The organism is Actibacterium naphthalenivorans (assembly GCF_014196965.1).
In the GTDB taxonomy this organism is placed as follows: Bacteria; Pseudomonadota; Alphaproteobacteria; order Rhodobacterales; family Rhodobacteraceae; genus Actibacterium_A; species Actibacterium_A naphthalenivorans.
In genome coordinates this window covers 25,624-50,120 of record NZ_JACIEQ010000009.1, presented here as the reverse complement: position 1 = coordinate 50,120, position 24,497 = coordinate 25,624, and the positions used below count along the sequence as shown (strand labels likewise).

The following is a 24,497-nucleotide window of genomic DNA, read 5'->3' as shown; positions in this document are numbered from 1 at the left end:
AGGAATCTTGACGCGTTGGTGAAGCGCTAAGATGAAATTCCAGCGCTTCAGTTTCAGCTTTCTGCTTCAATTGAAATCGGGAATTAAACGCGACAACTCCTGTCACTCGGCCAAAATCTTACAGAATCATCGCCTCAACTGGACGAAAACCACGTAAATATCCAACAAAGCCTTGGGGTTAGTTCGCGCGAGCAGAAAATATCTCGAAGGGTATCGGCTTCGCCAGACGCGGCCTTTATCGTTAGGAATCAATGCGTTATATAGCGCGGGCCCCGCGCGGCCAAATTGGTGCTGTGGATAACTTTTGCACTACATCTAGATTCTTCTTGCCGGACTCAGATGTTCGTGGCATTTCCATTCTGACGGCAAAACGCGTCAGACGTGGCTTTAACCGTCAGAACGACAAAGAGCCTTAGCAAAGGCCATGAGAGGCGGCAGAACATGGATGATCGAAATACGGGCTACGCGCAAGGCATAGGCTCTTCTGACATCGGAGCATTCGCAGACAGTCTTGCTGAGTCGCTTGACCGGCAGATGAAAGTTGCGTTCGAGCCAGAAGAACGCAAGTCCTTGCGCCGCTTCAGCTCGACCGAGGTCGCCGAGTTGCTGCGCGTTAGTACGTCGAACCTGCGCAACCGCCACAAAGATGGCAGCTTCCCAGAAGTTCACACTGACGGTCGCGGTCATAGGTTCTACACGGCCGAAGAAGTTGACGACCTCCGCAACATTTTGGCGCGGACAGGCAAAAATGCTGACGCGTACAGACCTGGCCGCCGAGACGGTGACCGTCTTCAGGTCATTTCGGTCGTGAATTTCAAAGGCGGCAGCTCGAAGACAACAGCGACAATCCATTTGGCACACAGGTATGCCCTGCGTGGCTACCGCGTGCTTGTTCTGGACCTCGACCCGCAGGCCAGTTTGACGACATTTTTCGGCTTCCGGCCTGAGCTCGAATTCGCCGAAGGCGGCACAATCTACGACGCATTGAGATACGATGATCAGGTTCCGCTCTCGGAGGTCATCCAGAAAACATACTTCCACAAGCTCGACATGGTCCCGGCTGGCTTGATGTTGTCCGAGTACGAAACCGAGACAGCGAATGCCCTTGCGCGCAGGGTTCAGCCGATTTTTGCAGAGCGTCTTGCTCTGGCGCTAGAGGAAGTCGACTCAGACTATGACATCGTGCTGATCGATTGCCCTCCGCAGTTGGGCTTCCTGACATTGACAGCATTGGCAGCGTCCACGGGCTTACTTGTGACGGTCGTCCCCGGCATGCTCGACATCGCTTCGATGAGCCAGTTCCTCAAACTCGCTTCGGAAACGGTCAAAGCCGTCGAAGAGGCGATTGGACGACATGTCACTTGGGACTTCGTAAAGTTCCTGATCACACGCTACGAGCCGTCGGACGGACCACAAACGCAAATGGCCGGGTACCTACGTTCAATCCTTGCGGGCCAAGTCATGACTGAACCGATGCTGAAGTCGACAGCCATTTCTGACGCCGGCATGACTCAGCAAACCATCTATGAGGTAGACCCGAGCCAGCTCATTCGGAAGACCATTGATCGGGCTTTGACCAGCGTGAACAGCGTTGCCGATGAGCTGGAGCAGACAATCCAAATGGCATGGGGGCGTCGCTGATGGCTCGAAATATCTTCAACCAGCCACCGAAAGACGAGAAAGAGTCGGCAGCCCCCTCCCCTGCCCCGGTCAAATCCTCGAAGCTACCTGGCTCGGTTGGCGGATTGCGGGACTCTCTCCGGGAAATCACTGCCAACTCAATCCGAGATATCGAACCCGACCGGATCGATATGGATGGCCTCCGGGATCGCCTGATCCTGGAAGATAGTAGCATTGAAGATCTCGCCGAAAGCATTCGCAAGCATGGTCAGCAAGTGCCGATCATGGTTCGCCCCTCTGACCAACCGGATCGATACCGCATCATCTACGGGCGTCGCAGACTTGCAGCCATTCGAAGAGTTGGTGGAACCGTCAAAGCGATCGTTCGAACGCTCGATGATGATGCTTCTCTGATCGCGCAAGGTCAGGAAAACAACCTGCGGCTGGATCCGTCCTTCATTGAAAAATCTCTTTTTATCAAAGAGATGCAGGAGGCCGGTTACAAGCCTGGCGTCATTCAGGACGCCCTAGGCCTCACCCGGCAAGGTGTGTCGAACCATCGTGTAGTCATCGAGCAGCTGCCTGACGAACTTGTCCGGCTTATCGGCCCGGCTCATGGCGTAGGTCGACGCCAATGGGGTGATCTTGCTGCACTTTCAGAGAAGGTTCCGCTTGTCGACATTGCGCGTGAGACACTTGCCTCTCTGCCTGACACCACTCCAAGCTCGGACAAGTTTCAAGCCGTCTATGTTGCTTGCTCCAGCAAGGCGCGTGGCGCAGCCGACCAAAGCGCCCGTGGCCAAACGACCGTGGTAAAGGACAATAGTGGTAGCCCTGTCGGCACACTTTCAGTCGATGGCAAGTCGATCGCTATCAAGATCACCCGCAAGGACAACCCGGAATTCGGCCAATGGCTCGAAGAGCGCGCGGAAACCACGCTGCGACAGCTTTTTGAACAATGGCAGAATGAGAGAGGCTCGGGGAGCTGATCCCCGGTCATAACCAAAAACACGAGCAGAGGAGAAAGGCGAAGACCAAAAAGAAAAGAGCCCCCCAAGGTTTCCCCCGGAGAGCCCTCATCATCTGATTAGCACCTGTGATGTAGCAATCTCCGACATACCGGTCAAGAGTCACCGATTCGGTGGACGTCTTTTTGTTGCCTTTTCTCGCCAATAACAGCGGGAAGAGCCGGGGAAGCTGTGGGCCGCAACGGTCGTCGTTCAACAAACATGGCATTCACAAAGCTTTCCGTTCAGACCTTTGGCGTCGGCAAGGGCACCCCCGCCACGTCAACACCTGAAACCGACATCTGGGCAGTCTTCCGCGCGCTCAGAGATACTCGCAGCCTGTTCGGTCTCCGTCCAGGACATGTTCAAACGCTCCAAGCGATGCTGAGCTTTCTCAAGCCTGGGCATGGAGACACAGTCTTCGCTTCCAACGACGAGATCTGCCGTCGAGTCGGCGGGATCGATGAACGAACCCTCCGTAGGCACATCGATCGCTTTGTTGAACTCGGTTTCATGAAGCGCCACGACAGCCCAAATCGCAAGAGATACCGAGTGAAGTCCTCCGAAGGTCAGTCCATTAGCTATGGCTTGTCGCTGGCTCCGTTGCTCGCGCGTGCCGGCGAACTACTTGCGACAGCCCAAGCGATGGAAAACGCTCGTCGGGATCGCGTGTTTTTGCGAAAGCAAATCCTAACCAAACTTGCTCAGATCGACGAAGCTGACCCCGAGAACGAACTCACTCATCAGGTACGCCGAGTTCTTCGGAGGAAGCTCTCGATCGCGGAGTATCGTACTTTGCTCGGCGAACTGGAGGCTCAATGCAAACAGATGTCCACCGCGGTGGACGCACCAGAAACAATGAAACTGCCCGCCAATGACGGGCAAACTGTCCGCCACCATTCTAAGTCTAAAAAAGAACAAAAAGATTTAGAAAGCGGGACCAACAGCCAAACACCTCCCCTGCAAACGCTCACAACCGTTTGTGACCAGGCTACATCGTTCGCAACGAACTCACTTAGGAACTGGCACGATGTCGAAAGCCACGCGAGAACGCTCGCTCCAATGATGGGAATCCACGAAAGCACCTTCGAAAAGGCTGCTAAGAAGATAGGCTCTCAAAAAGCATCATGCGCCATCTTCATAATTCTCCAGATGAGCAATCGCATCCGAGACTTTGGAGCGTATTTCCACAGCATCACGCTCGGTCGCAGAGAAACTGACTTCAACCCATCACTGTTGTTGGAAAGGCTTTCTAGTTCTGGGGCAGCAACTGCGTGATGTCCACCGCGGTGGACATGTCGAGAGGTAGAGATGGGCTGTGAAAGGGGTGACGGGAAGTGAGATCGGGAGAGTGGCTTCCGGCGCCCGTCGCGGAGAAGATCTGATGGCGAAATCTGCCCAGAAAGTCACCCTGTCCCCGTCCCGGGACATTCCCTTCGACAAACTCGTGCTGAGCCAGTCCAACGTCCGGCGCATCAAGGCCGGCATCTCCATCGAGGAACTGGCCGAAGACATCGCCCGCCGCGGGTTGCTGCAGAGCCTGAGCGTTCGACCCGTTCTGGCGGATGATGGTTCCGAGACCGGCAAGTTCGAAATCCCCGCTGGCGGTCGGCGCTTCCAGGCCCTGTCTCTCCTGGTGAAGCAGAAACGCTTGGCCAAGACCACGCCCATTCCCTGCATCGTGCGGGATGCCACTTCCGCGATCCTCGCCGAAGACGACTCGCTCGCTGAGAACATGCAGCGCGCAGCCCTGCATCCGCTCGACCAGTTCCGCGCCTTCGTGGCGCTTCGGGAGAAGGGTCAAGGCGATGAAGAGATCGCAGCCGCCTTCTTCGTCACGCCGCAGGTGGTGAAACAGCGCCTGAAACTCGCCGCCGTGGCCCCTGCCCTGCTCGAGCTCTATGCCGAGGATGAAATGACGCTGGAGCAGCTGATGGCCTTCACGGTCAATCCGGACCACGAGCGTCAGATTCAGGTCTGGGAGGCGATCAAGTCGTCCTGGAACAAGGAGCCCTATCAGATCCGGCGCATGCTGACGGAAACCTCCGTGCGGGCCTCTGACCGGCGCGCCGTCTTTGTCGGCGTCGAGGCCTACGAGGCGGCGGGCGGCACCATGTTGCACGACCTCTTCCAGGGCGACGACGGCGGATGGCTGGAAGACCCTGCCCTGCTCGATCGCCTGGTCAGCGAGAAGCTTCAGGCTGAAGCCGAAGCCATCGCGACCGAAGGTTGGAAATGGATCGAGGTCTCGCTCGACCTGCCCTATGGCTACAGCCACGGCCTGCGACGGCTCAACGGTAATCCGGCGCCGATGTCGGATGACGAAGGCGCGGCCCATGCCAAGCTGCTCGCCGAATACCGGGCGTTCGAAGAGGAGTACGAGGGCCAGGACGAATTCCCTGAAGAGACCGACGCCCGCCTTGGCGAACTCGAAGTCGCGATGGAGAAGCTCGAGACGCGGCCGCTGATCTTCGACGCGGAGGAGATCGCGCGGGCAGGGGCCTTTGTGACGCTTGATCGCTCTGGCGAGCTTTCCGTCTATCGGGGCTTTGTGCGGCCGGAGGATGAACCTCGGACAGAGGCCGACGTCCACAGCGGTGAACAGGCGGCAGACAGGCAGGGCGCTGAGCTTTCGGCGACGAGCAACGTGGATGGTATCGGCCATGGCACGGTGATCACCTCTGCTGGTCAAGCGCTCGGGGCGGGTCTGTCGGACGAAGAAGACGATGGTGCCTTGAAGCCCTTGCCCGAGCGGCTGGTCATGGAGCTGACGGCGTACCGCACCTTGGCATTGCGCGAAGCTGTCGGGCGTTCTCCCGACATCGCGCTGACGCTGCTGCTCCTGAAGCTCGTCAACGACACTTTCCGGATGTCGAGCGCTTCAGGCGGGTGCTGCGAGGCATCGGTGCGTCACGTCTACATGTCGGCGCAGGCCAGCGATCTGAAGGACAGCGTGGTTGCCAAGCTGGTGGACGATCGCCACGCGGAGTGGGAGGCCGACCTTCCGCTTGGCGACGATGCCGCTCTCTGGGAATACCTGACCTCCCTCGATCAGGTGAGCCGGCTGTCCTTGCTCGCGCATTGCCTTAGCTTCGGGATCAACGCGCTCCACGAGAAGGTGAACCCCTACGGTGCCGGTATCTCCGCCAGTGGTCTGACCCGACGGATGGCGCAGGCCGACTTGCTTGCACAGGCAGTCGATCTCGATATGGTCGAGGCTGGCTGGGAGCCGACGGCCGATACCTACCTGAACCGCGTGCCCAAGGCCCGGATCCTTGAAGCCGTGCGCGAGGCAAAAGGGGAGGGGACGGCGCAGCTCCTCGATCACCTGAAGAAGGCCGAGATGGCGACCGAGGCCGAGCGCCTTCTGAAGGGCAGCGGCTGGTTGCCGGAGGTGCTTCGCCGTCACGATCTGGCGGCACTCGAAGGTGAAGAAGGGCAGGGGGCGTCTGGTGACGTTCCCGACACCGAGTTGTCCGAGGATGTCGATCTGCCCGCCTTCCTCACCGCTGACCTGCCGGGTGATGATGCGTCGATGATGGCCGCGGAGTGATCCGCTCCATCCGAGGGCGGGGAAACCCGCGCTCAATCACATAAAATACAACAATATCAATAAGATGAATGCAAAATGACGCATTCAGGATGAGGAATCATGTCTCCAACCACCATTCTCGAAACCGCGCCCCTGGGCGCGCTCATTCGCTACACCGATAGCACAACGAAACCGCCCGCCCGGTTCACAAAGAAGCTCGCGGCCTGGGAGCGCTCGAACGGCGTCGGCCGTCTCGTCAAGAAGGAGCCGCCGCGACCCTATCCGACCTGGACGGCGCCGGCGTCGTTCACGCTGCACGAGGGGAACTTCTCTTCGGACGGGGTCATTCTTGTCACCATCATGCGGACTCATTCGGCTGACAGTGCGTTGACATTCGAAGTGGCTGAGGAGCCGAAGCCCGGACAGGTGCGCGTCGTGCTGGATTTCGGCGGCTGCACGGAGCTGCTCCACCTGGCCGAGTCCGTCACGGCTGCCGAACTCTGGATCGCCAGAGAAGGCTATCGCAACGCGCGGCTGGAGATTGTCGGCGAAGAAGACGCCGGTAGGGCAGGGGACGCGGAGCTTGCCGCCTGAGCCTATGTAGAACCCAAGGGGCCCGCCCAAGAGCGGGCCTCTCATCCATGACGCCCCTGTCCCGCGAGATCGCGGGGCACCATAGGATCCATTCCAATACGGAAAGGGATCGTCATCCAAGAGCCTGCCCGGGAGGCTGGCAGCGAAAGCACCAGTGGAACATACGGCTCCAGTCAGCGGTCGCACCATCCCCCGCTCGCCATTCCCTTCCTTGCCCCGAATCCTGTCTTCGAGATCAACCCGCGAGGGGTCGGACTACGGGCGAACCCGTGCCGCCGGGTGGATTCGGACGAGCCGAACGCACCCGGTGATGTCAGCCAGTCTTCGGGCCTGCGGGGTCCTGTCGCGCGGGGGATGGTCCTCCGCCTCCAAGACAGGAGCCAAACAGATGTCCCGCAAAGATGCTCACGCCTTCGCCGCTTCCCTCGCCGCCACGCTCATGGTCTCGATCGTCGTCTTCCAGGCAGGTGATGGAACCTATGGTGCCGTCCCCGCCGATGAAATCGACGGCGACGAGGTCGTGATCGTCTCGGAATACGACCCGTTCGGGTGAAGCTTCGGCCTCACTTCCCGAGGGCCCAGGCGTGGCACAGGTGTGCACCTGGGCCTAGTAATGCCCCCGTGACCGGGGATAGTCAGTCGGCTAACAATCGCTTCCGACAGTCTGCTTCTACCATGTTCGGGAAGCCTTTTCGTCGACCATCCCTATATGCTGGAAACAGCGGTCACCCTCATGGTGAGCGCTGGTTACATGACGTTCATCAGCGCGGGGTCCATTCCGAACAGGCTGCTGGCGCTGTGCGCTGCCTTTCCGAGCGTGACGCTGCATAGCACGGTAACCGACGCGCCAGGCCAGGCCCTGATGATCTTGATCCCAAGGCTGCATTTGACCCTTTGGGAACCAAAGTGGATGTCGCTGTCACTCGCTGTCGTCTATCGGCAACCTGAGCGATACTTGAAAACCTGTGGTCCGGCCCGGCCGCGGCGATTGAAGGACAAGGCGGCTGCTGATCCGCTCTGCGATTGCGGCGACGATGGCAAGACCCAGGCCGCTGCCGTCGGAGGTGGCAGAGGCCCGCTCGAAACGCGCTGTCAGCCGGTCGAGTGTTTCGCCTGGCACGACAGGGCCGTCATTTGCCACGGTGAACTGGCCAGATGCGGTCAGCGTGACGTCGACCGGGGTAGTCTGTCCCCCATGACGAAGAGCGTTTTCCACGAGGTTCCGGCACAGAATGGCGAAGGCGTCGGGATCAAGATCTGACATGACAGCCATGTCGGGAAGATTTAGCCTGATACGATCTGGCGTGCCCGTGCGGCCAATATCGTCCACCACAATTCTCGCAACGCCCCTCAGATCCGAGCTTTTGTCCATCCTCAATCGCCCGCCTTCTGCCCGCGCGAGTTGCATCATGCGTTCTGTGCGTCGCGTCAGCCTTTTCAGCGTCTCCTCGATGTCGGTCGCACGTTGTGCAGCCGCTCGGTCCTTGGTTTCCGACCTGAGCCTCTGCGCCTGCGCGATCGCTCCCGCGAGTGGTGTGCGCAACTCGTGAGCGGCGTTCGCGGCGAAGCTTCGCTCGGCCTCGAACGCCTCACGTAATCTGGCCAGCAGGCTGTTCAGCGTATCAGCCAACGGGCCGATTTCAGTTGGAAGCCCCTCGTGAGGAACCTGCGAAAGGTCGCGAGCGCCACGTGCTTCCAGCCGCGCGCGGAACCGGCGCAGAGGATCAAGGCTGAAGCGAACTGCCAGGATGATCGCGATCAAGGCCACTGGAAGCACGATCAGCAAGGGCAGGCCGAGACCCATCTGGATTTCGCGAGCCACCGACATGCGGTGGGCCAGCGGCTCGGCCACTGTGATGCGGATCGTGTCCTGAAGCGCCGCGTCGCTGTAGAGACGGTGCGTCGCGGTCTGGCGAAACCCGGGCCCGTCATAGGAGGGGAACACGGTGGGGTCCGCCGCATGCGATTGCAGCAGGATGCGGCCTTCGGCATCGCGCACGAGATAGGTGAAGAACTCGTCGTGCGCACGGATCGGGGCGAGCCGCTGGGTCACACCCTGATCTTCCCGCCCGACGATGTCGGTTACTGCCAGCGGCAGGATCCGCTCCGCTGTCTCACGGAGCGCGCTGTCGAAGACCTCGTCCATTTCGGCCCGGACGATCACGGCCGTCACCGTCGCAGCCAGCAGCCACAGCACCGTCAGCACCAGCCCCACGGATAGGCCGAGCCGCGCCTGAAGGCTTGCGGGCCACCTCATGGCCTGCCCAGGCGGTAGCCCATGCCGCGCTCGGTTTCGATGATTGCGCTCCCCAGTTTCTTCCGCAGGCGGCTGACATGGACCTCGATGGTGTTGCTCTCGACCTCGGCGTCGAAGGCGTAGAGCTTCTCCTCCAACTGCGCCTTGGACAGGAGCTGCCCGGGGCGCGCGAGGAAGGCTTCGAAGAGCGCCCATTCCCGCGCCGTCAGCGGCACATGTCTGCCATCCCGATGGACGCTGCGCGCAGCAAGGTCGATGTCGAGCGGTCCGTGGGTCAGGATCGGGTTGGGGTTGCCGCTGTAGCGCCGCGCGACCGATCCGATCCGCGCCGACAGTTCCGACAGGTCGAAAGGCTTCACAAGGTAGTCGTCTGCGCCCGCGTTGAGGCCTTCGATGCGGTCCGACACTTGGTCGAGTGCGGTAAGAATGATGACCGGCGTCACGTCGCCCCGCGTGCGCAAAACCTTGAGAAACCCTATACCGCGCCCGTCCGGCAGCATCAGGTCAAGCAGGATCAAGTCGTAGGACGTAGCAGCCATCGCATCGCCCGCCGCATCCAACCGCGTAACCCAATCCACTGACTGGCCATCGGCTGCGATCTGGTCGCGCACGGCAGCGCCGAGAGTCGTGTCATCTTCGATCAACAATATGCGCATGGTCGTACCCGTCCTTGTCCGTTGTCCCTCCATGATCCGTCTGCCTGACACGAAGCTGAAGCCTGCGGGTCGACCCCGTTCAGGCTGCCGTCAGTTTCGCAGCGCATGAAGTGCATCAAGAGGCCAGCCACTAGGAGTGTGCCCCATGAAGAAGACATTGACAATTATCGGCTTTCTCGCGGTCTTCCCGGCCGGCGCGGTGCTGGCTGACGACGACTGCTTCGTCCCGATGGCCGATTGGCAGCCGCGCGACGCGGTTGCCCGTCTTGCCGAGGAAAATGGCTGGGCGGTGCGCCGCATCAAGATCGACGATGGCTGCTACGAAATTGACGGCCGGGATGCCCAAGGGCGTGCGATCGAGGTGACGGTCCACCCGGCCACGTTGGAAGTAATCGAGTTCGAGTTTGAGGACGACGAGCATGATCGTCGCGACCGCGATCACGAGAGACGCGACGATGACTGATACGGCGCATCGTGATGGTAATGTCTCCGCGCCGGGCCTTCCCACACTCCCTCGGCTTTCCCTCAACTCTCCTCTGGCCCTGACGGGCCCGGTGCTGGTGGCGCTGCCATGCCTGCTGGCGGCTCTGCTCGGGATGAACACCTATGCGCCTTATGGTGCGGATGCAGCATTTGGTATTGCCGTCGGGGCCGCGGCAGTTGTCGCGATGGCACAGACCTTGATCCTCGCCGCACGGCCGCCACTGGTGGAACCATTGTTCGGCGGTCTCGATCGAATGTACCGGGTCCACAAATGGCTCGGCATTTCCGCGATGGTCCTGATGATACTGCACCAGCAGATAGAGCCGGATTTCGAGCGTTTGGTGCGTGAAACCTCCCTTGGGGACCTGGGTGAAGAGGCGGGCGAACTTGCCTTCAACGCACTTCTCGCCCTGGTCGCTGTCAGCTGGTTCCGGAGATTGCCCTTCATCGGGCTCGAGATTCCCTATCAGCTCTGGCGGTTCAGCCATCGTTTCATGGGAGCCCTTATTGCAATCGTGGTGTTTCACCAGTTTTTTGTCGACATGCCTGCTGGGGTAGACCCGACATTCATGTTGGTGCTGAATACCTTCGGCATCGCCGGAGTGGTCGCCTGGATCTTCACCGAGTTGCTCGCTCCGCACCTACGGCGTAGAGACTTCACCGTCAGCCAGATCAGGCAGACCGGTGACACGACCACCTTGACACTAACCCCCAGAGGCCGGGCCATGCGGTGGCGGCCCGGGCAATTCGCTTTCGTTCGAGCGCCGGAAGCTGGACTGTCCGAGCCGCACCCGTTCACGATCGCCAGTTCTCCGCGCCCTGATGGCACCCTGACGTTCTCCATCCGGGCTCTGGGTGGCTGGACACGGAGCCTTCCCGCAACCTTGCGGACCGGAACGCGCGTGCAGGTTGAGGGCCCCTATGGCCGCTTCGATTTCCGCAAGGGCGGTGCGCGCCAGATCTGGCTGGCCGGCGGCATTGGCATCACGCCGTTCCTCGCCTGGGCGGAAAGCCTGACGGAGGCGGAAAGGCGCGACATTCACCTTGTCCACTGTGTTCGGACGCAAGACGAGGCGATCGGGCTCGAGACGCTGCGCGCTGCGGTCGCCCGCAATCCGAGATTCAGTTTCGAGGTGATCGTCACGGCGCGCGATGGTAGGCTCACGGCTGAGCGGCTGATCAGCGCCACCCCTTTCGCAGTCAGGCAAGCCGATCTGTGGTTCTGTGGCCCAACCGGCCTGAAGGACGGGGTCCTCAAGGGCTTGAAAGCACAAGGCCAAACGCCTCGCCGTGTGCGTTTCGAGCAGTTCGAATTCGCTTAACCGCGGGGCAGGGCGCATCGCCATGTCAGCCCTGTGGCCTGCGCTCGCACCTTTTTGGCCCCGCCCTCATCGGCGGGGCCATTTTCCTGACGGCAAGCTGAAGCGGGAATCGCCGACGCGTCAGGAAGGCCTCAGGTCCTGTCTCCAGATTGTCCTCAGCAGATGACAAGGAGACCCTGCCATGAAGAAGACCCTGACCGCCTTCGCCCTGATCGCCCTGTTGCCCGCTGGCGCCGCCCTGGCCGACGACGACGAGTGCCGCGTGCCCCGTGACCAGTGGCAGCCGCGCGAGGCCGCGATGCAGCTGGCTGAGCAAAACGGCTGGACCGTGCGCGACTTCGAGATCGACGATGGCTGCTACGAGATCGAGGGCCGAGATCAGGATGGCCGGGAGATCGAGGTGAAGCTCGATCCGGCGACGTTGCAGATCGTCGAGATGGATTACGAGGATGAGGACGACGACCGTGGCGGCGCCCGCAATCCCGCGCCCGCCGGCACGGTCGCCCCTCCGCAGAACGGCCTCTTCGGGAACGGCACCCCGCCGCAGGTTCAGGTGAACTGAACCGCTCTCAAGCTCCTCTCCGAACAAGGATCAACCCGATGAAATCGCTTCTCGCAACGCTCGCGCTCACCACCGCGCTGACGCTCCCCGGCCTCGCCATGGCGCGGCCGGTGACGCTCACCACGACCCTCAACAATTACGGCGGCGACGGGGCCTATCTCGCGCTCTACGTCACCGACACCTCGGGCGCCTATGTCGGCAGTCTCTGGATGGCTGGCGGCAAGTCCAAGTACTACGAGCACCTCAGCGATTGGTACCGCGCCACCGGCGGCGACACCGCGCAGGTGAACGGAATCACCGGCGCCAGCGTCGGCGCGGGCCGCACGCTCGAGATCACGCTCGACCTCGCCGACGCGCTCTTTGATGCGGGCTACACGCTCCACATCGACGCGGCCGTCGAGGACATGCGCGACAGTCCGAACGAGGTGGCCGTACCGCTCACGACCGACGGCGCGGGCACGCCGGTGCGCGGGCGCCGGTACATCGCCAGCTTCGCCTACGACATGTGAAGGGTGGGGCCATGATCCGTGCACTCCATCGCTGGCCGGGTCTTCTGGCCCTTGCGCTCGTCACCATCCTGGGCCTGAGCGGCGCGGCACTGTCGGTCTTCCCTGCGGCCGAGCGCATCGCCGCGCCGCAGGCGGAAGCCGGACTGACCGTAGCCGCTCTCGCGGACCGCATCCAGGCCGTCTATCCGGGCGTCGAGCAGATCCGCCGGTCGCCCTCCGGTCGGATCACTGCCTACTGGTTCGATCAGGGCGCGCCGGGTGCCGCCGTAATCAACCCGGCGACGGGTGAGGGCGTAGCCTCGGCCGACCCGAACCAGGCCGAACGCTGGCTCACCAACCTGCACCGCTCGCTGTTCCTCGGGGACGGCGGCCGCATCGCCATGGCCGCAGGGGCGGCCGCGATGCTGATCCTCTCGCTCTCCGGCGCGACGCTGGTCGCGCGGCGGGTGGGCGGCTGGCGACGCTGGTTTTCACCCTTGCGCGGACCGCTTGCCGGGCGGCTGCACGCCGAGATCGCACGCATCGCCGTTGTCGGCCTCGTCCTGTCCTCCACGACCGCGCTTTGGATGACGGCGTCTACCTTCGATCTCCTGCCGGACGGAGGCGTCCTGCCGGTCGCCCCTGCCGAGGTCAGTGGGGAGACCGGCTTCGCTCCGGGCCGGATGCCCACGCTTCGGCGAACGCCGGTCGCCGAGTTGCGCGAGCTGAGCTTTCCCTATCCCGGCGACGCAACAGACGTATTCACGCTCAAGACCGACCGGGGCACCGGATATCTCGATCAGGGCGACGGGGCGCTGCTGGCCTGGGCCGACCTGACCGGGTGGGAGCGCGTCTCGGAGACCATCTACATGCTGCACACCGGACAGGGTGCGGCGACGCTGGGGCTCGTGCTGGGGCTCATGGCGCTCGGCGTGCCGGCCATGGGCGCGACCGGCGTGCTGGTCTGGCTCGCCGGGCGGCCCGGGCGACCACGCATCCGGGGCAACCAGCCCGCCGGACGCGCCGAGACGATCTTGCTTGTCGGCAGCGAGGGCGGCAGCACCTGGGGCTTTGCCGCGACGCTGCACGCCGCGCTGACGAAAGCCGGGCAGAGCGTCCATGTCGGCCCGATGTCGGGCTTCGGCCCTGAGCGCTACACCAACGCCCGGCGGATCATCCTGCTGGCCGCGACCTATGGCGACGGCGCGGCGCCGGCCTCGGCGAAGGGCTTTCTCGACCGGCTGAACGCGACCGACCGCGCGCCGGACATTCCTCTGGCAGTGCTCGGCTTCGGCGACCGCAGCTTTCCGGCCTATTGCGCCTTCGCCAAGTCCGTCGCGACTGCGGCAGAGGCGAAGGGCTGGCCCGAGCTTCTGCCGCTCGACACAATCGACCGGCAATCGCCGCAGGATTTCGCGCGCTGGGGCGGGGCGCTCGGAGACGCTCTCGGGATCGAACTCGAACTGACGCACCAGCCGGTCCAGCCGCAAACGACCACGCTGACCCTCGTCTCGCGCCGCGACTACGGCGCCGAGGTGCAGGCCCCGACCGCCATCCTCCGCTTCGCGTTTCCCCGCGTCTCGCTCGGGCAACGGCTGCTCGGGGGCGGGTTCGCACGGTTCCAGACGGGTGACCTGATCGGCATTCTGCCCGAAGGCGGGACCGTCCCGCGGCTCTATTCGCTCGCCTCTGGGCGCCGCGACGGCTTCATCGAGATCGTGGTCAAGAAGCATCCCGGCGGGCTCTGCTCGGGTCAGCTCACAGCGCTGGAACCTGGCGACACGGTGAGCGCCTTCCTGCGCCCCAACCCCGGCTTCCGTCCGGGCCGAAGCCGGGCGCCCCTGATCCTGATCGGCGCGGGGACCGGCATCGGGCCGCTAGCGGGCTTTGTGCGCGGCAATACGCGCCGCAGGCCGATCCACCTGTTCTTCGGCATGCGCCATCCCGACAGCGATTTCTTCTACGGCGAGGAGTTCCCCGGATGGCAGGACGAAGGGCGTGTAAGCCGGCTGGTCACGGCCGTCTCGCGCGGGGCGCGTCCCCATTACGTCCAGGACGCGCTGCGCAGCGAGGCCACTCAGGTCGCGGAGCTCATCCGCAATGGGGCGCGCGTGATGGTCTGCGGCGGACGAGACATGGCCGCCGGCGTGGCCGAGGCGCTGGCCGAGATCCTCGCGCCGGCCGGGCTGACACCAGCAGTCCTGAAGGCGGAGGGGCGGTATGTCGAAGATGTCTACTGAGCGGGCGCGCATCGCGCTGAACGGGCCGACGATGGGCACGAGGTGGTCGGCGCTGTTATTCGCGGACCCCGGTTTCGACCCGGGGCCGGTCCGCTCGGCATTGCAGGCGGCCGTGGATGAGGTGGACGGACAGATGTCGACCTGGAAGCCGGACAGCGACCTTATGCGGCTCAACGCGGCACCGATCGGTGAATGGATCGCTGTTCCTGCACGATTGCTCGAGGTGCTACGCCTCGGCCTGGAAATTGGCCGCGCCTCTGGCGGAGCCTTCGACATCGGCATGGGCGACGCGGTGATGGCCTGGGGCTTCGGACCGGAGGCCGCCGCGCCGGATGGCATCCGCACCGCGATGGCCGCCTCGCGCCGCCCGGCGCATGACGTGCTCGAGATCAACGGCGAACACGTGCGCAAGGCCGCACCCATCGCGCTGGACCTGAATGGCATCGCCAAGGGCTACGGCGTGGATCGACTGGCCGAAATCCTCCGCAATCAAGGCATATCCGACGGACTCGTCGGGATCGATGGCGAGATGCGTGCAATGGGCCTCAGGCCGGACGGTGAAGCCTGGACCATCGCGGTCGAGGCGCCGGACGCCGAGCGCCGGACGCCGCATTCGATCCTCGCGCTTCAGGATGCCGCCGTCGCGACCTCGGGCGACTACCGTCACTGGGTCGAGGTGCAGGGGCGCCGCCTGTCGCACACGATGGACCCGAGGCGGGGAGCGCCGCTGATCGCGTCGCCGGCCTCCATCACGGTCGTGGCCCGCAGCTGTGCAGAGGCAGATGCCTGGGCGACGGCCCTCATGGTGCTTGGGCCGGTCAAAGGCGCGACGCTCGCAAAACAAAGCGGCCTCGACGCCCTGTTCCTCTTGCGCGATGATGTTGTCAACGTAAGGGGCGTGGGAGTCGGACGACTATTTTCCGAAGAGCCAGCGGCAATCGCCTCAGCCGAGGGGAGATGAGCCGCATGGAAACGACACGGACCGACCGCTTCAAGACCGCTATCCTGCTCATTGCCGCGACCGGCCTGATTGCGGGACTTGCCTTCTACTTTTCCGGCGAACCCGACGTCGCGAACGCGGTCTGGATCGCGGGCGTCGTTCCCGCGCTCGCCGCGCTCGTGGTCGAGATCCTGCGCAGCCTGCGTTCCGGCGAAGTGGGCCTCGATATTGTCGCCGCGCTCTCCATGTCGGCGGCGCTCGTCTTCGGCGAGACCCTCGCCGCGGCGGTGGTCGCCGTAATGTATTCCGGCGGCACCTTCCTCGAAGCCTTCGCGGAAGGGCGTGCCCGCCGTGAAATGCACGACCTGCTGTCCCGTGTGCCCCGGACCGCGACAAGACACCGGAATGGCGGGCTGGAGGAAGTGCCGCTGAACGAAATTGCGCCCGGCGACCGCCTTCTGATCCGGCAGGGCGACGTGGTGCCGGTGGATGGCACCTTGAGCTCAGAGACGGCCTTCGTCGACACCTCGGCGCTGACGGGGGAATCCCTGCCCGTCCGGCTCCGTTACGGCGCCGAGGCCATGAGCGGATCGACCAATGCGGGCGAAGCCTTCGACCTGATCGCAACTCACGAGGCCAAGGACAGCACCTATGCCGGGATCGTCCGGCTGGTGGAAGAGGCGCAGGCCTCCAAGGCGCCGATGTCGCGGCTGGCCGACCGTTGGTCGCTGGGGTTTCTGGCGGTCACGGTCAGCATTGCCTTCGCTGCCTGGTGGTTCACGGGCGATCCGATCCGGGCCGTCGCCGTGCTCGTCGTCGCAACGCCATGTCCCCTGATCCTGGCCGTGCCGGTCGCGCTGGTCGCAGGCCTGTCGCGCGCGGCGCATTTCGGGGTGCTGATCAAAGGCGCGGGACCGCTCGAGACGATGGCGCGCATCCGCACGCTGATCCTCGACAAGACCGGCACGCTGACGGACGGCCGGCCGCAAATCGTCTCGATCGACAGCCATGACGGCATGGCCGAGGGCGACATCCTGCGCTTCGCTGCCGCGCTCGATCAGGCCTCCAAGCACCCTGTCGCGCAGGCCATCGTTGCGGCCGCGAAGGCGCGGGGCTTCTCGTTGCCCGTGCCATCCGAGGTTGCCGAGTTTCCGGGTGAAGGGGTCGCGGGTCATGTCGAGGGCCACAGCGTGATCGTCGGCGGCGACGGTTTCGTTGTGTCCCGCGTTGGGCGAATGGGAGACGATCACCCCGCCAAAGGCGCAGGATCGGTCCTGGTCGCTGTGGCAGTGGACGGTCACCTGGCGGGGTATCTGGTGATGTCCGACCCGTTGCGCGACGGCGCGGGCGCCATGCTGGAAGGCCTGCGCCGCGAGGGGATCGCGCGGATCCTGCTCGCGACCGGAGACCGCGCCGACGTGGCCGAGCGTGTCACCGAGGGGCTTGGGCTCGACGGTCTGAGGGCCGGGCTGACGCCGGACCAGAAGGTCCTGCTCGTCCTCAGCGAGCGCAAGCACGGGCCCGTCATGATGGTGGGCGACGGCGTGAACGACGCGCCCGCGCTTGCGGCGGCCGATGTGGGTGTCGCGATGGGCGCACGCGGGGCCGCAGCATCGGCGGAGGCGGCGGATGTCGTGCTGCTTGTCGACCGTATCGACCGGCTCGGGCTAGGGATCGAGATCGCGCGCGGCGCGCGCCGCATCGCTGTCGAAAGCGTTGTCGCCGGGATCGGCCTTTCGGTCATGGGCATGATCGCGGCGGCTTTCGGCTATCTCACTCCGGTGCAGGGGGCGCTCCTGCAGGAGGTCATCGACGTTGCAGTGATCCTGAACGCCCTCCGCGCGCTGCGCATCGCGCCCCATGAACCCACTATTCCGAAACCAAAGGCTGTCTCCTCCGGGCAGGATGACATCGCGCAAGGAGCCACGCCATGAGCCGCCTCTCGCATTCCGAAATCCACATGGTGCATCGCATCGGCTGGCTGCGGGCCGCCGTTCTCGGCGCGAACGACGGGCTGGTGTCGACGGCAAGCCTCGTGGTCGGCGTCGCCGCAGCAGGATCGGGAAAGCCGGAGGTCCTGATAGCGGGGCTGGCTGGCCTCGTGGCCGGCGCGATGTCCATGGCGGCAGGCGAATACGTCTCGGTCAGTTCCCAGACTGACGCGGAAAACGCTGACCTTGCGCGCGAGACCCTCGAACTGGCGGAAACACCCGAGGCCGAACTCGAAGAACTTACCCAAATCTATGTCGAGCGAGGGCTGGACCGAGACCTTGCCGAAAAGGTGGCCGTGCAACTGACCGAACGTGACGCGCTCGGATCGCATGCCCGCGACGAGCTTGGCATCTCCGAGACCGTGACAGCCCGCCCGATCCAGGCCGCCTTGGTGTCGGCGCTGACCTTCGCCGTGGGTGCGGTGCTGCCCTTGATCGTCGCACTGGTCGTCCCGGATGCACGGATCGTTTTCTTGGTCGCCGTGTCGACGATCCTCGGCCTCGCGGTTCTTGGTGGATTAGGCGCTTCTGCTGGCGGTGCTGGTGTTATTCGAGGTGCTGCAAGGGTCACGCTCTGGGGTGCACTCGCCATGGCGGCGACCGCTGGAGTCGGTGCGCTGTTCGGGGTCGCCGTAGGCTAGGGAGTAGCCGAGTTCCCGGGCGAAAGCTTCCACCTTGGCGCGGGCTTCCACCTTGTGCCGATCCTCGAATGTGGCAATCGCTTTGGCGACGTCATTCTGCATTTTCTTCAGCTCGCTGAGCGACAGTACGTCGGGATCGAAAGCAGCCGTTGGTGCGGTCCGTGTCCTGGATTTCCCGGTATCGATAACCCATCGCGGTAGGGCCCTGGATTTCTCGGCAGGCGCGGGCAGGGGTGAGAGCTGGTGATAGCCACTTAGGCCGCTAGCGGTGTGCTGGGCTTTGGGTCAAACAGTCCCGATTGGCAAGGAGACATGGTCTGGCATGGGCTCCCCGTATCTCTCTGTCTTCTGGGCCGTCCCTTCGACTGACAATCCCCTAATCCCGTTCGGTCTCCTGCGCGCAACCCCGCGTCAGTCCGGGCCGTGTTGGACGCCTTTGGCGTCCTGCCCGCTCCACCCCGGTCCTCTGGGGGTGTCCGGTGTCCATGCTGTCCACCGTGCACGCGTCACCCGACGGGCTTTTTCAGGGTCTTGTCGAAGGGACGGTCCCGAAGACAGGAAAAACAGGAGCTTATCATGCAGAACATCGTCATCCTCGCCGGCAACATCGGTCAGACCCCCGAAGTCCGCACCACCCAGAGCGGCACCAAGATCACCAACTTCAGCCTCGCCACCTCGCGCCCCCGCCTCTCGGAAGGCCGTGTGATGCGCGACGAGAACGGCTACCGTGTCATGGACACCGAATGGCACCGCATCACCTGCTTCAACGGTCTCGGCAAGACGGTCGCTGAGCATTGCGAAAAGGGCATGAAGGTCCTCGTCCACGGTCGCATCCACTACACCAAGTGGATCGACAGCATGGGGAACGACCGCTACGGTTGCGAGATCATCGCCGAGAAGGTCGACTTCCTGAGCCGCCCGAAGTCGGCCGAGAACGAAAACCCCGAGCTGGTCGACCGCGACGACGAGATCCCGTTCTGAGGAACGGGGTCTCCCCTCGAGCCCGGCGGGTTAGACCGCCGGGCTAAAGTCTTTTCGGGCCACTGGAAAAGGCACCCACGCTTGCCTTCCGGTGCTGAGCGCCTTGAATGCGCCTAATTGTTCAACGTGCGCACGAGCTAGATTTCGTCTTTGGTTATGGTCGCGCCGTGACTGAGATACGTGTCGAGCATCAACCGCGTATAATCGGCCGTGCTCTGGGTCACGGTGCCCAAACCGGGCCATGCGAACAACGGATCCGACCAAGTAACTTCCAACTCAATCTCGATCCCAAGCAGTGCGGCCACTTCGATCGCAGCGGTCGGCTCCTTGTCCTCGGGCCAGTAGTGATCCTCGAAGGAAACAACCACGTCGAGATCGTCATCAACCCAGATTTCGGCCAGACTCGCTCCCATGCGCTCGCTTGCATTGGTCGCATCCTCGAAAAGGGCAGCCCGGATCAAATGGGTCACCTGGTCACTGTCGAGGTCAAGCCTTGGCCGCGGATCTATAATTGACACGATGGGTTCAATCTCTTGCCTTTCGGCGCGGGATTGGACTGGCACTGGTTTTTCATCGGTCGGTTCCAGCCAGAAGGCTTCTGGAAAAATGTTGATTGGTGATGCGCCGCAGCTGGGGCAGTGCCATTGGTTTCCAGCGATCTGTGGGCCGGTGATCTCTGAGTTGCAGTGAAGGCAGTACCAGAGGTTCGATTCCTCCATCTCCAAGAACGGGTGCCGCACATTTCCTTCCGCATCCGGCTTTGTGGCGCGCCGTGGCCAATCGGCAAATCGCCGCGCCTTGACGCTCTGCATCAATTCCCTCGCAATCCCGATGGCTTCTTCACGTAGCACGCGATCGTTCATCGGGCTGGTCTGGGCATGCTTGATGTCGATCTCGACACGAGGGGCAGCCGAAGGGTTTTCTGGCAGCACTATGCGCCAGCTGTCACCTTCCATACGAACGTCGCCAAGCATCGTGCTCAACTCGTATGGATGCCCTCGTACTTCGCCTCGAGTGATGGCGTCGAGCCCCCCGAAGATATGGTCAAAGGTCGTACCCTCGTAGGACGTGATCCGTTGCACGAAGGCCTTTATCGCGGCGACTTGTGCTTCGGATGGGGCCCACTCTCCTTTTGCGCTGACCGTCAATGCGTTCCAATGAGGAAAGCCCAATCGAGCAGCAACAAAGTCGAGCGCCACGTGCTGCGGCTGCCCCGTCGCTCTAGCGTATCGCTTTGCCAGAAGTTTCAATGTCTTAAGTTGATCGTTCTCTGTCATGATCCATGTCCAAGCTGGATCTGACTAGGTGCCCGCTGCTAATCAGACCCGCCGATGGCATGAGGTCTGCTGTTCGAAATCAAGATCGCTGCAAAGCTTCGCGTGGCGGGCACACCGGCCTGCGAGAAAGGCCTTGTTTAACCTCTGCCATTTTTGAACGCAGGTCAACACCAGCGAGTTGCGGGCGTGCGGCGCATCCGACTTAGCGCCGTTTGCCCGAGAGAGTTTGAGGTTGGCCGGTTTCCCGGTGACAGGTTGAGGGCTGGGAGAGTGGCTCCCGGCACCTGTCGCGGAGGAATGCCGATGGGCGTTGTGGAAGTTCTGGATGCGGTACAGCCGACGCGGGCTGGTGGCTGGAAAGTGGATGTGAGCCGGGGTGATCGGAATGGGCGGGTGTCGTCCGAATGGTTCAACAGGCCGGATGACGAGCGGTACCTGTCGCTCGACGATCTCTGGGCCAATGTGAAGGGTCGCTCTGAGCGCAGCCGCAGCCGGGTGGTGCAAACCGCCGACATCCGTGTCGAGGCAGCGCGCGACAGTGCAGAGCGGCTCGACTTGGTCCTGCCGAAAGCGCATGAGCCGGTCGCACCCACGCACTGGGCCTTCGGCCAGCTTGCCAGCATCGTCGGTGCCCCGGCATCCTACCTGCGGCAGCTTCCCGCGCCTCTGGCGGGGATCAACCTGCAATACGGTTTGACCAACCACCGCGCCGAGCAGGTGAAGACCTTCGAGACCGAGGATGGCCGCACGGAACTGCGCGCCGTGACCGGTCCCGACTACGGCCGCATCCATGACTTCGAGCTTGTCGAGGCGGTTCAGCGCATCGCGGGCAATGGCACGGGCGATACGCGCTGGAAGGTACCGGGTGTGCTGGATTGGTCGACCGGGGTCTACAACCCCGATGTCGAAATCAGCCGCGATACGACCACGCTTTACGCTTCGGACCGCGATGTCTTCCTGTTCCTGGTCGATGATCGCAACCCGATCGAGGCGGGCAAGCTGGCGGACGGCTCCCCCGATCTCTATTTCCGGGGCTTCTATTGCTGGAATTCCGAGGTGGGCGCGAAGACCCTCGGCATGGCGAGCTTCTATCTGCGGGCGGTGTGCCAGAACCGCAACCTCTGGGGCGTCGAGGATTTCCAGGAGATCAAGATCCGTCACTCGAAATACGCAGCGTCGCGCTTCGCACATGAGGCGGCGCCGGCGCTGACGCGGTTTGCCAATTCCTCGCCGCAGGGGTTCGTGAACGGGATCCGGGCAGCTCGACAGCAGGTCGTGGCGCGCAGCGATGAGGACCGTGCCGATTTCCTGCGGAAGCGCGGTTTCTCGAAAGCCGAATCCGGCAAGATCATCGAGAAGGTTCTGATGGAGGAAGGCCGCCCGCCCGAGAGCATCTTCGATTTTGTGCAGGGCATCACGCGGCTTGCGCGCGACAAGACCCAGCAGGATGCCCGCCTTGATATGGAAGGGCGCGCCAAGAAGCTTCTCGACCGCGTTGGTTGAGGTGGCGACCGGAGGCGATATCGCCTCCGGTCTCGTCCCTGTTTCATCGATCTGCTACCGTGCCCGACATGTTTAGGTATTGGAAGTACGCGCATGGAAGAAATCGATTGGTCAGATCGTGCATTTTATGATGACGGCGAATGGGTTACCTGGTCGGAAATCGACGAGCAGCTTCGCTACAAGGAGTGGGGCGCTAAATACCCGAACGCGATCCGGTCTATGATCCCATATTTTGAGGATCTCCTGTCCCTCGCGGAAAGCTATCACCTCGAGACCGGCCTTCACCTCTCTGTCTACGGCGATATCGGTGAGCTGTTCGGTGCTATCACGTACGGTATCAAGCTGAACAAGACCTACGCCCAGGGTGCTGACGGAAGACTTGGCAATGATCATGTCGAGGTCAAAACCATTACGCCATTCAAGACAAAGGATGTGGTTGTGGTCGATACCAATGGGCATTTCAACAAGCTCTTGGTTGTAAAGATCAACGAGGATTTTCAGGTCTCGGGTCGCATGATCGACCGAAAAGATCTTCCAAAGCGCGAAGGGCGCTACTTGCGGGTTCGATGGGGCGATTTACCAACGCCGAAATGATCGGCCCGATCAGCGACAGAGAGTCCGAGGGGGCGGTTTGGTCTTTGACGGTTTGAAGCGGGGAGAGAGGCTCTCCGCACCGTCGGAGATATGCCCATGTTCGACCTTCCTCTCCAAACTCAGCCGGAAACGCAGAAAACAGGTTTGCCGCCGAGCTTCCTGACCGTTCTTGCAGATCAAGACTTGCCGTTTGCGCTCACGACGGCTTGCCATGCGCCCGCGGCTCTCATGTCCGGGCAGGCACACCCCAAGGTACTGGAGCGGTTTGCAACGCTGGCCGACGCCATGCAGGGGGCAATCGTTCACGCCGAAGATATCACACCTGAAGACGCTCCGCGCATCCTGGCAATCCTCGATCGGGAGGGCCGCCTCGTTCTGGCCGGGGCTACCAATGATGGCGGGGTCGCATGGTGCCACCCGGTCTCGGATGCCGCCGAAGCCCGCGCCGTCGTGTCCGAGGCCAGCCAGACCCGCGCGCAGGCCATGCGGGCGGCCGAGTGGCATGAACATAGCCTCGCGCGACGGCTGCGGCACCACGCCGACGTTCTCGATGCCCGTCTTGTCGATCCGCTCTGGCGTGTCTTCGCGTCTCGCGCCCTGCAGATCGCGGCGTGACGCCCGAGAGTCAGAGAAGGGCAGGGGAGGATGTGAGCCTAGGAGGACGAGAGAGAGCCTCGGGGTTCAGATCCTTTCCCTCATTTCGGAGTTTCCAATGTCCAAGATCGAACCCACCCTGGCCGCGCCGATGGCGCCGTCCAGGATTGATTTCGCCGCCGTGCTGGCCCGGCAGGCCGAGCGTGACGCGCGGATCGCAGCTTTGCGTCCAGCCAACAAGGAGCGCCTCTTCGATGGCCTGACTGCCGCGGGCATCACCCATGTGACCGTGAGCTTTGACGGCTATGGCGATAGCGGCCAGGTTGAAAGCATCGAAGCCTACGCTGGCGAGACCGAGGTTGCTTTCCCCAAGACCGCGATCGCCTATGCCGCATTGACCTGGGACGACCCGGAGGTCGAGATGCGGGCGCTTTCGCTCGAAGATGTCGTTGAGCAACTGGCCTACGACTTCCTTTCTGATACCCATGGCGGTTGGGAAAACAACGACGGGGCTTACGGCGAGTTCTGCTTCGATGCGAGCGCTCGTTCCATCCACCTCGAGTTCAACGAGCGCTTCACCTCGTCCGAACTCTACACCCATGAATTGTGAGGAGGCGACGATGGCACATCCCTATCACCACGCCCTGTCCTCGGTGAAGAAATGGGGCGGCACGGTCGACGACTACCTCGCCGTGCATTCCTGGTTCGACCAGAGCAAGGAGATCACAGCCGACTTTCGGCACCGGGCGCTGCGCCACCATGCGGAGGGCATCTTCATGGCCGAGACGATTTTCGGCCCGACCCTCATGCTGTCGACCGGGCGCGTCATCCCGACCCGCTGGGTCGGCGAGCAGCATGTTAAGGAGGACCTCGGCTTCATCCCGAGCTTCGCCGATTGGGTGAAGGCCATTCGGCCCCAGCCTTGGATGGGTCGGACCGAACGGATCGAGGCACAGGTCGATCCGCATCTCGTCTCGCCCGTGGTCGAGGTCACGTGACATGACCGATCCCACTTATCTAAGTCTTGGCTTGCCGCCGACCGCTTCGCCACTGGCAGTGGTCCGCGCGGCGGTCCGGGCGCTGCACCCCGACACGCGCGCTGTTTGCGGCCTCCGGACCGCGCGCAAGCGTTTCTACCGGCAGATGCTCTGCGCGCATGCCGCACGAAAGGCGGCAAACGACACGTCGATCGGCTGATCGCTCCCGGCCGACCCT

General features: G+C 62.9%; 24 protein-coding genes. 21 read left to right on the top strand and 3 right to left on the bottom strand.

Going from position 1 to position 24,497, the window contains the following annotated elements; translation table 11 throughout:
- The first annotated feature begins 441 nt into the window (after positions 1–441).
- The 6 genes from repA to GGR17_RS17755 all read left to right on the top strand — a co-directional run bounded on the left by repA (position 442) and on the right by GGR17_RS17755 (position 7,306).
- Complete coding sequence (repA, locus tag GGR17_RS17780) at positions 442–1,641, top strand: plasmid partitioning protein RepA (RefSeq protein ID WP_028288490.1); 1,200 nt, start codon at positions 442–444, stop codon at positions 1,639–1,641.
- Entirely contained in the window at positions 1,641–2,609 is a 969-nt protein-coding gene (gene repB, locus GGR17_RS17775; RefSeq protein ID WP_233678008.1) for a plasmid partitioning protein RepB, read from the top strand. Before repA ends, repB begins: the two co-directional genes overlap by 1 nt.
- Before the next feature lie 240 nt (positions 2,610–2,849).
- Positions 2,850–3,905, top strand: a complete 1,056-nt coding sequence (repC, locus tag GGR17_RS17770; RefSeq protein ID WP_054540796.1) for a plasmid replication protein RepC — start codon at positions 2,850–2,852, stop codon at positions 3,903–3,905.
- Positions 3,906–4,011: 106 nt separating this feature from the next.
- A complete protein-coding gene (locus GGR17_RS17765; RefSeq protein ID WP_038068689.1) occupies positions 4,012–6,180 on the top strand; it encodes a ParB/RepB/Spo0J family partition protein in 2,169 nt (722 codons plus the stop codon).
- Between the two features lie 99 nt (positions 6,181–6,279).
- Complete coding sequence (locus tag GGR17_RS17760; RefSeq protein ID WP_038068687.1) at positions 6,280–6,753, top strand: hypothetical protein; 474 nt, start codon at positions 6,280–6,282, stop codon at positions 6,751–6,753.
- Positions 6,754–7,141: 388 nt separating this feature from the next.
- Positions 7,142–7,306, top strand: coding sequence for a hypothetical protein (locus GGR17_RS17755; protein ID WP_009574204.1), 165 nt, complete (start codon positions 7,142–7,144; stop codon positions 7,304–7,306).
- A gap of 366 nt (positions 7,307–7,672) precedes the next feature.
- On the opposite strand, the gene GGR17_RS17750 is transcribed toward GGR17_RS17755, so the two are convergent.
- Positions 7,673–9,010, bottom strand: a complete 1,338-nt coding sequence (locus tag GGR17_RS17750) for an ATP-binding protein (RefSeq protein ID WP_054540795.1) — start codon at positions 9,008–9,010, stop codon at positions 7,673–7,675.
- Positions 9,007–9,666, bottom strand: coding sequence for a response regulator transcription factor (locus GGR17_RS17745; protein WP_054540794.1), 660 nt, complete (start codon positions 9,664–9,666; stop codon positions 9,007–9,009). The genes GGR17_RS17750 and GGR17_RS17745 overlap by 4 nt, the downstream gene beginning before the upstream one ends.
- A gap of 145 nt (positions 9,667–9,811) precedes the next feature.
- On the opposite strand from GGR17_RS17745, the gene GGR17_RS17740 reads away from it, so the two are divergent.
- The 9 genes from GGR17_RS17740 (at position 9,812) to GGR17_RS17700 (ending at position 19,314) form a co-directional block, all read left to right on the top strand.
- Entirely contained in the window at positions 9,812–10,129 is a 318-nt protein-coding gene (locus GGR17_RS17740) for a PepSY domain-containing protein (RefSeq protein WP_054540793.1), read from the top strand.
- The gene (locus tag GGR17_RS17735) at positions 10,086–11,471 is read left to right on the top strand and encodes a ferredoxin reductase family protein (protein WP_054540792.1); all 1,386 of its coding nucleotides are present in this window, start codon (positions 10,086–10,088) and stop codon (positions 11,469–11,471) included. The genes GGR17_RS17740 and GGR17_RS17735 overlap by 44 nt, the downstream gene beginning before the upstream one ends.
- Positions 11,472–11,652: 181 nt before the next feature.
- Positions 11,653–12,033, top strand: a complete 381-nt coding sequence (locus tag GGR17_RS17730) for a PepSY domain-containing protein (RefSeq protein ID WP_054540791.1) — start codon at positions 11,653–11,655, stop codon at positions 12,031–12,033.
- Positions 12,034–12,071: 38 nt separating this feature from the next.
- A complete protein-coding gene (locus GGR17_RS17725) occupies positions 12,072–12,542 on the top strand; it encodes a DUF2271 domain-containing protein (protein WP_054540790.1) in 471 nt (156 codons plus the stop codon).
- An 11-nt stretch (positions 12,543–12,553) separates the two neighbouring features.
- Positions 12,554–14,761 (top strand): PepSY domain-containing protein, encoded by a 2,208-nt coding sequence (locus tag GGR17_RS17720; RefSeq protein ID WP_054540789.1) that lies wholly within the window; start codon positions 12,554–12,556, stop codon positions 14,759–14,761.
- On the top strand, positions 14,742–15,722 hold the full coding sequence (locus GGR17_RS17715) for an FAD:protein FMN transferase (RefSeq protein WP_007803253.1): 981 nt from the start codon (positions 14,742–14,744) through the stop codon (positions 15,720–15,722). The genes GGR17_RS17720 and GGR17_RS17715 overlap by 20 nt, the downstream gene beginning before the upstream one ends.
- A gap of 5 nt (positions 15,723–15,727) precedes the next feature.
- Positions 15,728–17,635, top strand: a complete 1,908-nt coding sequence (locus tag GGR17_RS17710; RefSeq protein WP_054540837.1) for a heavy metal translocating P-type ATPase — start codon at positions 15,728–15,730, stop codon at positions 17,633–17,635.
- Positions 17,632–18,333 (top strand): VIT1/CCC1 transporter family protein, encoded by a 702-nt coding sequence (locus GGR17_RS17705; RefSeq protein ID WP_054540788.1) that lies wholly within the window; start codon positions 17,632–17,634, stop codon positions 18,331–18,333. Before GGR17_RS17710 ends, GGR17_RS17705 begins: the two co-directional genes overlap by 4 nt.
- A 576-nt stretch (positions 18,334–18,909) precedes the next feature.
- Entirely contained in the window at positions 18,910–19,314 is a 405-nt protein-coding gene (locus tag GGR17_RS17700; RefSeq protein ID WP_008335991.1) for a single-stranded DNA-binding protein, read from the top strand.
- 137 nt (positions 19,315–19,451) lie between these two features.
- Here GGR17_RS17700 and GGR17_RS17695 read toward each other — a convergent pair whose 3' ends face one another.
- Complete coding sequence (locus GGR17_RS17695) at positions 19,452–20,591, bottom strand: hypothetical protein (RefSeq protein WP_235953169.1); 1,140 nt, start codon at positions 20,589–20,591, stop codon at positions 19,452–19,454.
- Positions 20,592–20,894: 303 nt separating this feature from the next.
- Between GGR17_RS17695 and GGR17_RS17690 the strand changes: the two genes are divergently transcribed.
- The 6 genes from GGR17_RS17690 to GGR17_RS17665 all read left to right on the top strand — a co-directional run bounded on the left by GGR17_RS17690 (position 20,895) and on the right by GGR17_RS17665 (position 24,479).
- On the top strand, positions 20,895–22,094 hold the full coding sequence (locus tag GGR17_RS17690; RefSeq protein ID WP_054540787.1) for a hypothetical protein: 1,200 nt from the start codon (positions 20,895–20,897) through the stop codon (positions 22,092–22,094).
- Between the two features lie 93 nt (positions 22,095–22,187).
- Positions 22,188–22,688: a hypothetical protein gene (locus GGR17_RS17685; protein WP_007803268.1), complete on the top strand. Its 501-nt coding sequence runs from the start codon at positions 22,188–22,190 to the stop codon at positions 22,686–22,688.
- A 96-nt stretch (positions 22,689–22,784) separates the two neighbouring features.
- Complete coding sequence (locus GGR17_RS17680; RefSeq protein ID WP_054540835.1) at positions 22,785–23,303, top strand: hypothetical protein; 519 nt, start codon at positions 22,785–22,787, stop codon at positions 23,301–23,303.
- Positions 23,304–23,400: 97 nt separating this feature from the next.
- A complete protein-coding gene (locus tag GGR17_RS17675) occupies positions 23,401–23,892 on the top strand; it encodes a DUF6878 family protein (RefSeq protein ID WP_054540786.1) in 492 nt (163 codons plus the stop codon).
- A gap of 10 nt (positions 23,893–23,902) precedes the next feature.
- Positions 23,903–24,280, top strand: a complete 378-nt coding sequence (locus tag GGR17_RS17670) for a DUF6915 family protein (RefSeq protein WP_054540785.1) — start codon at positions 23,903–23,905, stop codon at positions 24,278–24,280.
- A gap of 1 nt (position 24,281) precedes the next feature.
- Complete coding sequence (locus GGR17_RS17665; protein ID WP_058249044.1) at positions 24,282–24,479, top strand: hypothetical protein; 198 nt, start codon at positions 24,282–24,284, stop codon at positions 24,477–24,479.
- The last annotated feature ends 18 nt before the right edge of the window (positions 24,480–24,497 follow it).

Bases quoted from the DNA above. Each gene is read 5' to 3' on its own strand.
- GGR17_RS17735 (WP_054540792.1), top strand. From the start codon at position 10,086: ATGATCGTCGCGACCGCGATCACGAGAGACGCGACGATGACTGATACG.
- GGR17_RS17725 (WP_054540790.1), top strand. From the start codon at position 12,072: ATGAAATCGCTTCTCGCAACGCTCGCGCTCACCACCGCGCTGACGCTC.
- repC (WP_054540796.1), top strand. From the start codon at position 2,850: ATGGCATTCACAAAGCTTTCCGTTCAGACCTTTGGCGTCGGCAAGGGC.
- GGR17_RS17700 (WP_008335991.1), top strand. From the start codon at position 18,910: ATGCAGAACATCGTCATCCTCGCCGGCAACATCGGTCAGACCCCCGAA.
- GGR17_RS17755 (WP_009574204.1), top strand. From the start codon at position 7,142: ATGTCCCGCAAAGATGCTCACGCCTTCGCCGCTTCCCTCGCCGCCACG.
- GGR17_RS17765 (WP_038068689.1), top strand. From the start codon at position 4,012: ATGGCGAAATCTGCCCAGAAAGTCACCCTGTCCCCGTCCCGGGACATT.
- GGR17_RS17720 (WP_054540789.1), top strand. From the start codon at position 12,554: ATGATCCGTGCACTCCATCGCTGGCCGGGTCTTCTGGCCCTTGCGCTC.
- GGR17_RS17715 (WP_007803253.1), top strand. From the start codon at position 14,742: ATGTCGAAGATGTCTACTGAGCGGGCGCGCATCGCGCTGAACGGGCCG.
- GGR17_RS17740 (WP_054540793.1), top strand. From the start codon at position 9,812: ATGAAGAAGACATTGACAATTATCGGCTTTCTCGCGGTCTTCCCGGCC.
- GGR17_RS17685 (WP_007803268.1), top strand. From the start codon at position 22,188: ATGGAAGAAATCGATTGGTCAGATCGTGCATTTTATGATGACGGCGAA.
- GGR17_RS17705 (WP_054540788.1), top strand. From the start codon at position 17,632: ATGAGCCGCCTCTCGCATTCCGAAATCCACATGGTGCATCGCATCGGC.
- repB (WP_233678008.1), top strand. From the start codon at position 1,641: ATGGCTCGAAATATCTTCAACCAGCCACCGAAAGACGAGAAAGAGTCG.
- GGR17_RS17730 (WP_054540791.1), top strand. From the start codon at position 11,653: ATGAAGAAGACCCTGACCGCCTTCGCCCTGATCGCCCTGTTGCCCGCT.
- GGR17_RS17760 (WP_038068687.1), top strand. From the start codon at position 6,280: ATGTCTCCAACCACCATTCTCGAAACCGCGCCCCTGGGCGCGCTCATT.
- GGR17_RS17670 (WP_054540785.1), top strand. From the start codon at position 23,903: ATGGCACATCCCTATCACCACGCCCTGTCCTCGGTGAAGAAATGGGGC.
- GGR17_RS17695 (WP_235953169.1), bottom strand. From the start codon at position 20,591: ATGACAGAGAACGATCAACTTAAGACATTGAAACTTCTGGCAAAGCGA.
- repA (WP_028288490.1), top strand. From the start codon at position 442: ATGGATGATCGAAATACGGGCTACGCGCAAGGCATAGGCTCTTCTGAC.
- GGR17_RS17710 (WP_054540837.1), top strand. From the start codon at position 15,728: ATGGAAACGACACGGACCGACCGCTTCAAGACCGCTATCCTGCTCATT.
- GGR17_RS17745 (WP_054540794.1), bottom strand. From the start codon at position 9,666: ATGCGCATATTGTTGATCGAAGATGACACGACTCTCGGCGCTGCCGTG.
- GGR17_RS17690 (WP_054540787.1), top strand. From the start codon at position 20,895: ATGGGCGTTGTGGAAGTTCTGGATGCGGTACAGCCGACGCGGGCTGGT.
- GGR17_RS17680 (WP_054540835.1), top strand. From the start codon at position 22,785: ATGTTCGACCTTCCTCTCCAAACTCAGCCGGAAACGCAGAAAACAGGT.
- GGR17_RS17675 (WP_054540786.1), top strand. From the start codon at position 23,401: ATGTCCAAGATCGAACCCACCCTGGCCGCGCCGATGGCGCCGTCCAGG.
- GGR17_RS17665 (WP_058249044.1), top strand. From the start codon at position 24,282: ATGACCGATCCCACTTATCTAAGTCTTGGCTTGCCGCCGACCGCTTCG.
- GGR17_RS17750 (WP_054540795.1), bottom strand. From the start codon at position 9,010: ATGAGGTGGCCCGCAAGCCTTCAGGCGCGGCTCGGCCTATCCGTGGGG.